The sequence below is a fragment of the Olsenella sp. HMSC062G07 genome, assembly GCF_001811895.1.
GTDB classification, from domain to species: Bacteria; Actinomycetota; Coriobacteriia; order Coriobacteriales; family Atopobiaceae; genus Olsenella_F; species Olsenella_F massiliensis.
Genome location: NZ_KV806951.1, coordinates 967351 through 981262, shown reverse-complemented (window position 1 = coordinate 981262; position 13912 = coordinate 967351). Strand labels below are relative to the sequence as shown.

General features: G+C 67.8%; 11 protein-coding genes. All 11 read left to right on the top strand.

Features of this window, described 5'->3' with window-relative positions:
- Positions 1-36 precede the first annotated feature (36 nt).
- Positions 37-438, top strand: a complete 402-nt coding sequence (locus tag HMPREF2826_RS07570; protein ID WP_070640674.1) for a kinase/pyrophosphorylase — start codon at positions 37-39, stop codon at positions 436-438.
- Between the two features lie 185 nt (positions 439-623).
- Positions 624-3389 carry a pyruvate, phosphate dikinase gene (ppdK, locus tag HMPREF2826_RS07565; RefSeq protein ID WP_070640672.1) on the top strand — a complete coding sequence of 922 codons (2766 nt, stop codon included), beginning with the start codon at positions 624-626 and terminating at the stop codon, positions 3387-3389.
- Positions 3390-3464: 75 nt separating this feature from the next.
- Positions 3465-4529, top strand: coding sequence for a deoxyguanosinetriphosphate triphosphohydrolase (locus HMPREF2826_RS07560; protein ID WP_070640670.1), 1065 nt, complete (start codon positions 3465-3467; stop codon positions 4527-4529).
- Between the two features lie 91 nt (positions 4530-4620).
- Positions 4621-6393 carry an ABC transporter ATP-binding protein gene (locus HMPREF2826_RS07555; RefSeq protein WP_070640668.1) on the top strand — a complete coding sequence of 591 codons (1773 nt, stop codon included), beginning with the start codon at positions 4621-4623 and terminating at the stop codon, positions 6391-6393.
- A gap of 2 nt (positions 6394-6395) precedes the next feature.
- Positions 6396-8135, top strand: a complete 1740-nt coding sequence (locus tag HMPREF2826_RS07550) for an ABC transporter ATP-binding protein (protein WP_070640666.1) — start codon at positions 6396-6398, stop codon at positions 8133-8135.
- A gap of 143 nt (positions 8136-8278) precedes the next feature.
- Entirely contained in the window at positions 8279-8620 is a 342-nt protein-coding gene (gene rplS, locus HMPREF2826_RS07545; protein WP_070640664.1) for a 50S ribosomal protein L19, read from the top strand.
- Between the two features lie 50 nt (positions 8621-8670).
- On the top strand, positions 8671-9456 hold the full coding sequence (locus HMPREF2826_RS07540) for a ribonuclease HII (protein WP_070640661.1): 786 nt from the start codon (positions 8671-8673) through the stop codon (positions 9454-9456).
- Between the two features lie 173 nt (positions 9457-9629).
- The gene (locus HMPREF2826_RS07535) at positions 9630-10217 is read left to right on the top strand and encodes a YraN family protein (RefSeq protein WP_070640659.1); all 588 of its coding nucleotides are present in this window, start codon (positions 9630-9632) and stop codon (positions 10215-10217) included.
- Complete coding sequence (locus HMPREF2826_RS07530) at positions 10217-11731, top strand: YifB family Mg chelatase-like AAA ATPase (protein WP_070640657.1); 1515 nt, start codon at positions 10217-10219, stop codon at positions 11729-11731. Before HMPREF2826_RS07535 ends, HMPREF2826_RS07530 begins: the two co-directional genes overlap by 1 nt.
- On the top strand, positions 11724-12677 hold the full coding sequence (locus HMPREF2826_RS07525; protein WP_070640655.1) for a DNA-processing protein DprA: 954 nt from the start codon (positions 11724-11726) through the stop codon (positions 12675-12677). The genes HMPREF2826_RS07530 and HMPREF2826_RS07525 overlap by 8 nt, the downstream gene beginning before the upstream one ends.
- Positions 12678-13912: methylenetetrahydrofolate--tRNA-(uracil(54)-C(5))-methyltransferase (FADH(2)-oxidizing) TrmFO (trmFO, locus tag HMPREF2826_RS07520; RefSeq protein ID WP_070640653.1), on the top strand; the 1235-nt coding region annotated here is incomplete at its 3' end.

The following is a 13912-nucleotide window of genomic DNA, read 5'->3' as shown; positions in this document are numbered from 1 at the left end:
CGTCGTCGGCGGCACCGAGGATTGGGAGGACTATAGATGGTGGAAGATTCGCTTGGCGTGGACATCTTCTCGGACGTCACCCCCGTCGTGTTCGTGCTTTCCGACGCGCGCGGCGAGACTGCGGCGAGCGTCGTCGAGGCGGCAGCCGATCAGTTCAGCGACAAGGTCGTGACCATCAAGCAGCTTGGCAACGTCAAGTCCGTGGACATGGTTCGCACCTACCTGGACTCCAACATCACCGCGGACGTGCCCCTGGCGGTGTTTCATACGATCGTCGACCGCAACCTACGTCGTGACATCCGCCGCGAGCTTGACAGCCGGGGCATTCCGAGCATTGACCTGCTCGGCCCCGCCATCACGGTCATCTCGACGCTCACGGGCGAGGAGCCCCACTACGAGGTGGGCCGCCGCAGCGACAACGAGGCTCAAGTCGGTTAGCACATCCAGACCCTCTCCTGCGCCACAAATATGCCAGGTGGTCAAAGGATTCGATGTTTGGCGGACCTCCCAGGTTCGCGGCGTTGCTGACTAGAATGGATTCGATAGGGAGGCGGCGTTTTTTGGACGCCGTCTTGCAGGAATGGTACGGACAGTCCGTGCCTGGCTATTGATTGGGGTGTCGCATGGCTGAAAAGCATGTATATCGCTTTGGTGTGGACGAGAACGGCCAGAACGTGACGGAGGTCGCCGGCGACTCCGTCGAGAAGGCCCGCTGGATCACCGGCGGCAAGGGCGCCAACCTCGCCGAGATGGCCAACATCGGCCTGCCCGTCCCCCCGGGCTTCTCCATCACCTGCCAGACCTGCGTCGCCTATTCGAGCGCGGGCAACGTCTGGCCCGATGGTGTCCTCGACGAGATTGACGGATATCGCCAGGACCTCGAGCGTCGCATGGGCAAGAAGATCGGCGATGCCGATGACCCGCTGCTCGTCTCCGTCCGCTCCGGCGCCCCCTTCTCCATGCCCGGCATGATGGACACGGTCCTCAACCTCGGCCTCAACGACCAGTCGGTCCTGGGCCTCATCAAGAAGACGGGCAACGAGCGCTTCGGCTGGGACTCCTACCGTCGCTTCGTCCAGATGTTCTCCAACGTCGTCATGGGCGTCGAGGGCCAGCTCTTCGAGGACGCCATCACCGAGATGAAGCGCGCCAAGGGGGTCAAGCTCGACACCGACCTCGACGCCGACGACCTCAAGGAGCTCACGGACCAGTTCAAGCAGATCTTCGCCAGGAACGTCGACTCCCAGGCCCATCCCGAGGTCGCCCCCGGCGGCGTCGCCGCCTTCCCGCAGGACCCGCTGCTCCAGCTGCGTCTTGCCGAGCAGGCCGTCTTTGGGTCCTGGAACACCGAGCGCGCCATCCTCTACCGCAAGCAGAACAAGATTGACGACACGCTCGGCACCGCCGTCAACGTCCAGGTCATGGTCTTCGGCAACATGGGCGACACCTCGGCCACCGGCGTCGCGTTCACGCGCAATCCCGCCGACGGCACCAACGAGCGCTACGGCGACTTCTTGGTCAACGCCCAGGGCGAGGACGTCGTGGCCGGCATCCGCAACACGGAGCCCATCTCGGACCTCCCCAAGATCGCCGGCCTCGAGAAGGCGGGCGAGGACCTGTATCGCGTCTTCGAGATCCTCGAGGACCACTACGCCGACATGATGGACCTCGAGTTCACCATCCAGGAGGGCAAGCTCTGGATGCTGCAGACCCGCGTGGGCAAGCGTACCGCCCTCTCGGCGCTCAAGGTTGCCATGCAGATGGTTGACGAGGGCCGCATCACCAAGGAGCAGGCGATCCTGCGCGTGGCGCCCGACCAGCTCGACCAGCTGCTGCACCCCCAGCTTGACCCCAGCGCGGACTTTGAGGTGGCCGCCAAGGGCATGAACGCCAGCCCCGGCGCCGCCGTCGGCGCGGTCGTCTTCTCCTCCGACGCCGCCGTCCACTACGCCAACGTCGAGAAGCCCTGCATCCTCGTCCGCTGGGAGACCACGCCCGACGACCTCAAGGGCATGGTGGCCGCCGAGGGCATCCTGACCTCGCACGGCGGCAAGACCTCGCACGCGGCCGTCATCGCCCGCGGCATGGGCACCCCCTGCGTCTGCGGCGCCGAGGCGCTCAGGATAGACGCCAAGAACAAGGAGGTCTCCATCGCCGGCACCGACATCACGCTGCACGAGGGGGACATCATCTCCATCAACGGCACGACGGGCGACATCATCGTGGGCGCCGTGCCCCTGAAGCGCCCCGAGCTCACCGGTGACCTCGAGCACATGCTCCAGTGGGCCGACGAGGTTCGTCGGGACGCCTCGCGCGGTCGCATCTTCGGCGTGCGCACCAACGCCGACAACCCCGAGGACGCGCAGCTCTCCGTTGACTTCGGCGCCGAGGGCATCGGCCTCGACCGCACGGAGCACATGTTCCTCGGCGAGCGCAAGCAGATCATCCAGTCCTTCATCCTCGCCGAGACCGACGGCCAGAAGCAGCAGGCCCTCGGCCAGCTCCTCAAGGCCCAGACCGGCGACTTCGAGGGCATGTTCAGGGCCATGGACGGCAAGGCCGTCATCGTGCGCCTGCTCGACCCGCCCCTGCACGAGTTCCTCGACGACCCCCGCGAGCTTGCCGTCGAGATTGCTCATGCCGAGGGCCGCGGCGAGAACGAGACCCAGATCGTGGCCATGCGCGAGCGCCTCGCCCGCCTGGACTCCTTCCAGGAGGCCAACCCCATGCTCGGCCTGCGCGGCTGCCGTCTGGGCATCGTCTATCCCGAGCTCAACGACATGCAGGTTCGCGCCATCGCCGGCGCCGCCGCCACGCTCAAGAAGCAGGGCCTTGACCCCAAGCCCGAGATCATGGTCCCGCTCATCTCCACGGTCGATGAGCTCAGGCTCGTCCGCGAGCAGGTCGAGGCCGGCATCAGGGCCGTCGAGGAGTCCGAGGGCGTGGAGCTCTCCATCCCCATCGGCTGCATGATCGAGCTGCCGCGCGCGGCCGTGACCGCCGATGAGATCGGCATGTACGCCGACTTCTTCTCCTTCGGCACCAACGACCTCACGCAGACCGCCTTCGGCTTCTCGCGCGACGACGTCGAGAGCGCCTTCATCCCGCAGTACCTCGCCAAGAAGGTCCTCAAGACCAACCCGTTCGAGACGCTTGACGCCGGCGTCGCCAAGCTCGTCGAGATGGGCGTCAAGGGCGGTCGTTCCGCCAACGAGACCATCGTCTGCGGCGTCTGCGGCGAGACGGGCGGAGACCCCGACTCCATCAAGATGTACTATGACCTCGGCCTTGACTACGTCTCCTGCTCGCCCTACCGCGTGCCCATCGCACGCCTCGCCGGCGCGCAGGCCAAGATCCTCTCCAACGGCGGGCCCGCGACGGTCGCCTAGGTGAGGCCAGAGCGGTAGAACGAGAGGGGGAAGGGGCCTGGCTCCTTCCCCCTCTCTTTTGGAAGGGAGTCTCCCATGGGCAAGGGCCTCGCCCTCATCAGTCGCAAGGATCTCGAGGGCAGGGAGCGACGGCTCCTTTGTAGTGCCGCCTGTCGAGCCGACCAGAGCAAGGGGAGGCTCCGCATCGAGCAGGACGATCCCTACCGCACCTGCTTTCAGCAGGACCGCGACCGCATCCTGCACAGCAAGAGCTTCAGGAGGCTGGCCAACAAGACGCAGGTGTTCCTCGCGCCCGACGGCGACCACTACCGCACACGGCTCACGCACACGCTCGAGGTGGCGCAGATAGCCGGCTCGATAGCCCGGCCCCTCGGCCTCAACGAGGACCTCACCGAGGCCGTCGCGCTCGGGCATGACCTGGGCCACACGCCGTTCGGCCATGCCGGCGAGCGGGCCCTCAGGGCGGCGCAGGCCAAGGTCCTGAGCGTGGACCCTGCGGCGGAGGGCCTCTTCTCGCACAGTGAGCAGAGCGTCCGCATCGTCGAGACGCTCGAGCGGGACGGACGCGGCCTCAATCTCACGGCCGAGGTCGTAGACGGTATCCTCTGCCACAACTGCGGACCCGTCGCCTCCACCCTGGAGGGGCGCATCGTCGCGCTTGCCGACAGGATCGCCTACGTGACCCATGACATGGACGACGCCAAGCGGGCGGGCTTGCTCAAGGAGGAGTCTCTGCCTGCCGCCTATCGCGACGTTCTGGGCACGAGCTCGTCGGAGCGCATAGAGACCATGGTCCATGACGCGGTCGAGACGAGCGCGCGGGCGGGGGACATCCTCATGTCAGACACGGTGGGCAGCGCCATGCTGGGCATGCGCCGCTTTCTCTTTGAGAACCTCTACCTGCACGGCGAGGCGAAGCGCGAGGAGCCCAAGGCGTCTCATCTCGTTTTTGAGCTCTTCCTGCACTTTTATGCCCACCCCGACGAGCTTCCGCCGGCATGCGAGGGCTGCGAGGACGACCCCCTCCATGTGCGGGCGGCCGACCACGTGAGCAGCATGACGGACCGCTTTGCCATCCGCTGCTACGAGAGGATCAACGTCCCCAAGGCCTGGAGCCTGTCGGGGATGGCCGTGGTGTGAGCCATGCCCATGGTTCTGGGGTTGCCGGGCGTGGGAAGCTTTGCTATCCTTAAAAAGGTAACTAAGGTTAACTTTTTAAGGAGGCTCGACAGTGGAGACGCCGTCAAGGGAAGGGGGCTCACCCCTTGCCCGGCTGTATGAGTGGTCCCGGCCCTATCACGGACTCTACCTGCTCTCGGTCCTGTTGGCGGTCGTCGGCGTCGCCGGCAGCGTCCTGCCGTACGTCGCCGCAGGCAACATGGTCGTGGCTGTCCTGCAGGGCAGGCGGGAGCTCGGCCTCTACGTCGGCTGGTGCGCCTTTGCGGCGGCAAGCTATGGCTGCTACGTCCTGTTCCACTATGCCTCGACGTCTGTCTCGCACCTTGCGACGTTCAGGACCATCTCCGCCGTGCGCAGGCTCGTCGCGACCAAGCTCGCCCGCGTGCCGATGGGCTATGTACTCGACACGCCCTCGGGCACCCTCAAGAACATCCTCGTCGAGAAGGCCGACGGCATCGAGACGGTCCTCGCCCACGCGGTGCCCGAGATGACCAGCAACCTCCTGGTGCCGGTGGTCGTCGTCGCCTATCTGTTCTCGCTCGACTGGAGGTTGGCGCTCGTCTCCCTTGCGACGCTGCCCGTCGGCGCGCTCGCGCTCGGCCAGATGATGCGCGACTATGAGAGCTGGTATGGCAGAACGGTCAGGACGGGCAACGAGATGTCGTCCGCGGCGGTCGAGTACGTGAACGGCATACAGGTGATCAAGGCCTTCGGTCGCTCGGCGAGCTCGTATGAGAAGTTCTCGACGGCCGCGCGGAACCACGCTCGCTCCTACATCGACTGGATGGCCCACTGCCAGGTCTGGTCCGACCTGGCCCTTGCCATCATGCCCGCGACGCTGGTGGGAGTCCTGCCCGTGGGCTGCATGCTCGTCTCGGCGGGCCAGCTGGCCCCCGAGACCCTTGTCCTGGCGGCCACGCTCTCCTTGGGCATCTTCCCACCGCTGTATGCCGCACTCAGCTTCTTCGACTCCCTCGCCCAGGTCGGGACCATCGTCGGGCAGATCTCGGGCGTGCTTGACGAGAGGGAGCAGCGCCGGGCTGACGATGGCGCCGTCCTGCCTGCGCTTGAGGACGTGCCCGGCATCGAGCTTTCGGGCGTGCGCTTCTCCTATGGTGATGTCGAGGTCCTCCATGGGGTGGACCTCTCCGTCATGCCGGGCTCCGTCTGCGCCCTCGTGGGCCCCAGCGGCTCGGGCAAATCGACCCTGGCGCGGCTCATGGCCGGGTATTGGGACCCGGACGCGGGGACCGTGAGCCTTGGGGGCCGCAATCTCACGAGCCTCTCGGCACGCCAGCTCGCCGACGAGGTCGCCTATGTGTCCCAGGAGTGCTACCTCTTCAATGACTCGATCATGGAGAACATCCGGATGGGGCGGCCCGACGCGACGGACGCCGAGGTGATGGAAGCAGCCCGCCTCTGCGGATGCCACGAGTTCATCATGGCGCTCGACCACGGGTACCAGACCGTGGTGGGTGACGCCGGCGGTCACCTCTCGGGCGGGGAGCGTCAGCGCGTCGCCATCGTCCGCGCCATGCTGCACGATAGTCCCGTCATCATTCTGGACGAGGCGACCGCCTACACGGACCCCGAGAGCGAGGCACAGGTGGAGGCCGCCGTCTCTCGCCTCATCCGCGGCCGCACGCTCGTCGTCATAGCGCATCGCCTCTCCACCATAACCACCGCAGACAGGATCGTCGTCGTGGACGGCGGGCTCGTGCGCGCCAGCGGGACGCATGAGGAGCTCATGGAAGAGTGTGCGCTGTACCGCAGGATGTACCTCACGCACAGGGGCGCCCGCGACGAGGCGCAGGAAGGGGAGTAGCCATGCTTTCTACCATCCGCGCGTACTTCGCCTTTGGGGGTGCGAACGCGGCCAAGCTGCGTCGAGGCATGGCATGGGCGGTGGCGAACTCCCTCTTCGAGGCGCTGCAGATTCTCGCCCTCTCCATCGTCCTCAGCGCCGTCGCGCGCCGCGAGCTCAGCTCATCGACTGCCGTCTCGTCACTTCTCGTCATGCTTGTCTCCATCGCCGGCAGCTTCGTCACGGCTCACTTCAAGAGCCAGAACTTCTGCGACGGCAACTACTCCATGTGCGGCGAGAAGCGCGCCGCTATAGGGGACCACCTCCGCCTTTTGCCCATGGGCTACTTCAACGAGACCAGCCTCGGCGAGATGGCGAGCACCATGACGAGCACCCTCGATGACGTGCAAAACGCCGGCGGCATCGTCTACACCAACGTCATCTCGGGCCTCGTGCTCACCCTGATCATGTCCCTCTCGCTGGGCGTGATGGACCCGCGCTGCGGCTTGCTCGCGCTCGCCACCCTCGCCGGCGTGCTGGGGGTCATGGCCGTCATGCAGCGCGTCTCACGCGCCACCTCGCGCCGTCGAGTCGAGGCACAGCAGGGCCTCGTGGGCGCCGTCCTTGAATACGTGCAGGGCATGTCGGTCGTGAGGGCCTTCTCGGTCGCAAAGCGCGCCGAGAGCCGCCTTGGTGCGGCAATACGGTCCTGCGAGGCCGTCAACCTCGGCCTCGAGCTTCGCTTCATCGGCTTCATGGTGCTGGAGGCGGCAATCTGCAAGGCCGCCAGCGTTGGCCTGTGCCTCCTCTCCGTCCATCTTTGGGTCTCGGGCTCGCTCGAGACGGGCACCTGCCTCACCATGCTCGTCGCGTCGTTCCTGGTCTTCGCCAAGCTCGAGCTCGTCGGCAGCTATGCCAGCCTGCTGCGCATGATCGACCTCAGCATGGACAAGGTGAACGCGCTCATCGCCACGCCCCCCATGGACGAGGGGGCGGGCGTCGAGTCAAGCGAGGGCTTTGACATACGGCTGGAGGACGTCTCGTTCAGCTATGGGGGGCGTCGAGTGGTCGATCGCGTTTCGCTCGACATCCCTCAGGGCAGCTCCTGCGCCCTCGTCGGTCCCTCCGGCGCGGGCAAGACTACGCTCGCGCACCTCATGGTGCGCTTCTGGGACGTGAGCGCGGGCCGCGTCCTCGTGGGGGGCCATGACGTGCGCGACTGGAAGGTAGACGCGCTCCTCTCCAACTTCTCCATGGTGTTCCAGGGCGTCTACCTCTTTGACGACACGGTCGAGAACAACATCAAGTTCGGCAGGCCTGAGGCCAGTCATGAGGAGGTGGTGGAGGCGGCCCGTCGCGCCTGCTGCGACACCTTCATCGAGAGCCTTCCCCAGGGCTACGAGACGAGGGTGGGCGAGGGCGGGGCTGCGCTCTCGGGTGGTGAGCGCCAGCGGCTCTCCATCGCCCGCGCCATCCTGAAGGATGCCCCCGTCGTCATTCTGGACGAGGCAACGGCAAACGTGGACCCCGAGAACGAGCTCGAGCTCCAACGTGCCGTCGAGGAGCTGAGACGCGGAAAGACGGTCATCATGATAGCCCACCGGCTGAAGACCGTGAGGACGGTTGACCAGATCGCGGTGATTGACGCCGGGAGGATCGTCCAGCGCGGAACCCATGACGAGCTCATGCGCTCGGGCGGCATCTACCGAGATTTCGTGGGCATGCGTGAGAGGGCAATCGGATGGAGGCTCGCCCGTTCCTAGGACAGACGCGCGTCTTGCGGCATGGAAGGGTGGAAATGATGAAATGCGGCTTGCCCTCGCGGGCCTTGAGTCCTACAATACTCTTTCGTGTGCAAAGCTATGTGTCACGCCAAGACGGTGGCACCTCTAGAGACGAGGAAACTATGGACTACATTCGCGCCATCGAGCGCCAGCAGATCCGCGAGGACATCCCGCAGGTCCGCGTCGGCGACAACGTCAAGGTTCACTACCGCATCAAGGAGGGCGACCGCGAGCGCGAGCAGGTCTTCCAGGGCGACGTCATCCGCATGAGCGGCGGCAGCTCCCGCGAGACCTTCACCGTCCGCAAGATCAGCTTCGGCGTGGGCGTCGAGCGCACCTTCCCCCTCCACAGCCCCAAGATCGCCAAGCTCGAGGTCGTCCGTCATGGCGCCGTCCGTCGCGCCAAGCTCTATTATCTGCGCGACCGCGTGGGCAAGGCGGCCCGCATCCGCGAGAAGCGCTAAGACGTCAGCGAAGGCCCCGGGAGACCGGGGCCTGTTCGTAAGGAGGTCCCATGGCGCGGCCGCAGGCCGCCTCGGCTCGCGAGGTCGCCGCCCTTCTGGGCGAGGCGGACGCGGACGAGCTGGGCGAGCTGATCGCACGGTATGCCGACGACCCGCGCCGGCAGGTGGCGCACGCCGTCGCCGTCGCCGCGAGGCGACGCGAGCGTGAGCTGGCGGAGCGAGAACGCGTGCGCTCGCTGTACAGGCTGCAGCGCGAGCTGGGGGGCTCGGGCGTCGTGCTGGGCGTGGACGAGGTCGGGCGCGGGGCTCTGGCGGGACCCCTCACCGTCTGCGCCGTGGCGCTGCCGGACGACCCCGTCATATGGGGCATCAACGACTCCAAGCAGCTGACGCCCGCGCGCAGGGAGGTCCTGGCCGCCCGAATCCTGGCAGTGGCTGCGGCCGTGGGCGTCTGTCACGTCGAGCCTGCCGACATCGACGAGCTGGGCATGGGTCAGGCCCTGCGTCGGGCCATGGCGGGGGCCATACGCGACGCCGACGTGACGCCCGCATGCGTCCTCATCGACGGCAACCCCGTCCATGTGCACCCGCTCGAGCGTACGGTGGTGCACGGCGACGCCCGCATAGCCTCCATCGCCGCCGCGTCCATCGTGGCAAAGGTCACGCGCGACGCCCTGATGCGCGCCTACGATGAGGAGTATCCCGGCTATCACCTTGCGGCCTGCAAGGGCTATGCCTCCGCCAAGCACATAGCGGCCATCCGCGAGCGCGGGCTCACGCCGCTTCACCGGGCGAGCTTCTGTGGAAACTTCCTGGAGACGCCCCGCCTCTTCTGAGGGCCTCGCGCTCGCCCTCGCAGCGGTCGCGTCTCATCCGGTCCCCTGAGCTTTTGAAACGGTCTGTCTGCGTCGCCTGCGCGACGCCGCCGCAGGCCGCCGCAGACGGGTGCGAGCCCCCCGCAAGTTCGGCCTGGCATCCTTGGCGTACGCACACGACCAAGGAGGGACCGATGGACGACGCCAGCTTTGTCTCGAGAATGACCTTCGGCAGGGGGGCTGAGGATCCCATGCCCGTCGACGCAGGGCCTGGCAAGGGCCTCGAGGCGAAGGAGGGGGCCGACGCTGTCCACGGTGACGTGGGCCCTGAGCATCTTCGCGCGCGCCAGGACGCCTGGTGGTCATCCGTGGACGACTGCTGGGAGCCCAAAGGCACCTCGCCCTATGACATGAGCCCGCGCGAGGTGGGCCGCCTCGGCGAGCGCCTCGCCGCCAGCTACCTCGTGCGCCGGGGCTTCGAGCTGCTGGAGCGCAATCTCGTCAACGCCGGCGGCGAGGCGGACATCGTTGCCAGGGATGACGATTGCGTCGTCCTCGTGGAGGTCAAGACGCGCGTCGCGCGCCCCGACGACGTTGACGTGGTCCCCGAGCTGGCCGTCACCAAGGACAAGCGCCGCCGCTATCGCAACATCGCCCTGGCCTATCTCCTTGAGCACGAGAAGACGGAGTGTCTGCGCTTTGACGTCATCGCCATCAAGGTGGAAGGCGAGCGGCAGGCTCATCTGCGGCACCTCATCGGCGCTTTCGCCTGGGACCTCTGATGGCGGCGTCAAACGTGTCGGTGGCGTCGGCCTGCCTCTGGGGCGTCGAGGCGCTGCCCATACAGGTCGAAGTGGCCACGTCGGCGGGACTGCCCGGCATCTCCATCGTGGGGCTCCCGGGGGCGGGGGTCATGGACGCCCGCTCGCGGGTGCGCTGCGCCCTCAAGTCCTGCGGGTTCAAGATGCCGCCCCTGCACTATACCGTCAACCTCGCGCCTGCTGGCATCAGAAAGAACGGCACGGGCTTTGACCTTCCCATCGCTGTGGCCGTCCTCGCCCTGAGCGGGCAGATGTCCACCGAGGGGCTCGACCGCTGCCTCTTCGTGGGCGAGCTGGGTCTGGCGGGCGAGGTGTGCGAGACGCGCGGCACGGTGGCCTATCAGATGCTCGCTCGCAGGCTGGGGGTTCGGCTCGTGGGCGCGGGCGGCGCGACGTTGGGTGCTGACGGCTGCGACCTGCGGCCCCTGCGGAGCCTGGCGGACCTTCGCCGGGGCGTGAAGGAGCTGCCTCGCGCGTCCCGCCCTGCCCCGGGCCTCGCGCCCAGTGGCGACGGTCGTGTCAAGGGGCTTGACTTTGTCGACGTGTACGGCCAGGAGGAGGCGAAGAGGGCGCTGGTCATCGCCGCCGCAGGCAAACACGGCCTGCTCATGGTGGGGTCTCCCGGGGCCGGCAAGACCATGCTGGCCCGGCGCCTCCCCTCCATCCTGCCCCCTCTCACCGACGCCGAGCTCGAGGAGGTGCTGCTGATGTCGTCGGTGTCAGGCCAGCCCGTCGACGACATGGCCGTCTTTCGGCGGCGACCCTTCAGGGCGCCGCATCATTCCGTCTCCCTGGGTGGCCTGGTGGGCGGCGGACGTCCCGTCATACCTGGAGAGATCTCCCTTGCCCATCATGGCGTGCTGTTTCTGGACGAGCTTCCGGAGTTTGCGACGAACGTCCTGCAGGCCCTGCGTCAGCCCATGGAGGACCGCTGCGTGCGCCTGGTGCGAGTGGACGGCCTCTACAGCTTCCCCTGCGACTTTCAGCTCGTGGCCGCGGCAAACCCCTGTCCCTGCGGGCATCTGGGAGACCCGGCGCGCAGCTGCAGCTGCGCGCCCGGGCGCGTCCAGGCGTACCAGGGACGCATCGGCGGGCCCCTCATGGACAGGATCGACCTGCACCTTGACGTGAGGCGTCCGCCCTCGCAGCTCGTGGTGAAGGGGGTGCGGGGGATGGGCTCCGCCCAGATGCGCGAGCTCGTGATGGGCGCGCGGGAGCGCAGGGCCCGTCGCGCCAGGCGGTCCGTCGGCGCCGCCGCGCCGCTCGCCGAGCGACTGCTCATGGAGGGGAGCGCCCAGAGCTGCCTCGAAGGGCTTGCGGCGCGCCTCGCCCTGGGAGGGCGCACCATCGTGAAGATCGCGCGCGTCGCGCGCACCATCGCGGACGTGGAGGGCAGCGACAAGGTTCTCAGGGACCACGTGCTCGAGGCGAGCGGCTACAGAAGCCGGGCGGGGGAGCGTGAGGGGCATGTCTGATTGTCGGGCGCGACACGAGCGCCACGACGTCGCGCGCGGGGACGTCGGCTATCCCGTCGCCCTAACCGACCTCGAGGACGCGCCCTCCCAGCTCCACGTGCTCGGCGACGTCGCGGTTTTGGGCGAGAGGTGCGTCTCCGTCATAGGGGCCCGCCGGGCCACGCCCTACGGCCTCGCCGCGGCCCGCCTCGCGGGGAGGGTGGCGGCGGAGTGCGGCCTGGTCGTCGTGACCGGCGGGGCCATGGGCTGCGACCACGCGGCCTGCCGCGCGGCGCTCGACGCGGGCGGCAGGACGATCATCGTGGCGGGCACCGGGGCCGACGTCACCTATCCGCAGAGCTCGCGCGACATCTTCCTGGAGGCTCCCGACCAGGGCGCCGTCGTCTCCCTGGAGCCCTGGGGCCAAACACCGCGCCGTTACGCGTTTCCCAAGAGGAACCGCGTCATCGCCGCCCTGTCGCAGAGCCTGATCATCTGCGAGGCCGGGCTGCGGTCGGGAACCTTCTCCACCGCCGTCGCGGCCGACGACCTGGGACGCGACCTCTACGTGGTTCCCGGCAGCATCTTCTCGCCGGAGTCCATGGGCGCCAACCGGCTCATCGCCGACGGCGCCTGCGTCATCGCCTCCGAGATGGACCTCGAGCAGCGCATCGCGCTCGACTACGGCGTCCTCAGAATGGTGCGCGAGGGCGCCCGACGCCCCGAGGGAAGGCTGCTCGCGGCGCTCGTCAGCGAGCCGACGCGCCCCGACGACCTTGCCCGATACCTCCAGCAGGGCATCGTTCAGGTGCTGGGCGCGCTTGCCGACTATGAGTCGCGCGGCGTGGTGAGGAGGCTTCCCGACGGCCGCTTCAGCCTGACGGAGACGGCGTACCTCGCGCACGGTACAATGGGGGCGTCACATGACGCAGAGCCGGCGAACGCCGGGGGCGAGGGGGGCCGCTAGGTGCAGGACGCTCGGGTTATCGTCGTCGGCGGGGGGCTCGCGGGCTGCGAGTGCGCGCTGCAGCTGGCGCGACGCGGCGTCGCCGTGACGCTCTTTGAGCAGCGTCCCGCCGTGACGTCGCCGGCGCATCATACGGGCGACTTCGCCGAGCTCGTATGCTCCAACTCGTTCAAGTCAACCCGTCATGACTCCGCGGCGGGCCTCCTCAAGGAGGAGCTGCGTGCGATGGGCTCCGTCCTGCTTTCCTGCGCCTTTGAGGCCCGCGTCCCCGCTGGCGGGGCCCTCGCGGTGGACCGTGCGCGCTTCTCGAGGCTCGTTGGCGCCGCCCTTGAGGAGAGCCCCCTCATCGAGCTGCGTCGCCAGGAGCTGACGTCCGTGCCGGAGGGACCCTGCGTCATCGCCGCGGGCCCCCTGTGCTCTCCGGCCCTGTTCGAGGACCTGCGCGCCCGCCTTGGCTCGTCCTCCCTGTCCTTCTACGACGCCGCCGCACCCATCGTTGACGCCGAGACGCTCGATCGCTCGGTGGTCTTCGAGCAGTCCCGCTACGGGGGGGAGGGCGGCGACTACCTCAACTGCCCGCTGACCCGAGAGGAGTACGACGCCTTCCTTGACGAGCTCGTCTCGGCGCGTCGGACCATTCTCAGGGACTTTGAGCGCTCCGAGCTCTTCTGCGCCTGTCAGCCGGTGGAGGAGGTGGCGCGCACGGGACGCGACGCCCTGCGCTTTGGCGCCTTGAAGCCGGTCGGGCTCACCGACCCGCGAACGGGGCGCCGTCCCTGGGCCGTGGTGCAGCTGAGGGCCGAGAACGCCGCGCGCAGCGCCTACAACATCGTGGGCTTCCAGACCAACCTCACCTGGGGCGAGCAGGCGCGCGTGTTCCGGATGATTCCGGGGCTCGCGGGCGCGGAGTTCTTCCGCTTTGGTGTCATGCACCGCAACTCCTTCGTCGACGCTCCCCGCGCCTTGGACGAGAGCTTTGCCATACCGGGCACCAGCTGCCGGCTGGCGGGCCAGATCTGCGGCACCGAGGGGTATGCCGAGGCGCTTGCCTCAGGTCTGCTCGCGGCTCTCAACACGGTTGCCGACCTGCGCGGGATTGCGCGCGTCAGCCTTCCGGTCACGGGGGCGCTCGGCTCCTTGGCGGCCTGGGCGACCAACCCCGCCACGACGGACTATCAGCCCATGCACGTGAACTTCGGGCTGGTGCCCCCGCTCGCGGGCCCGCGCAAAAAAAA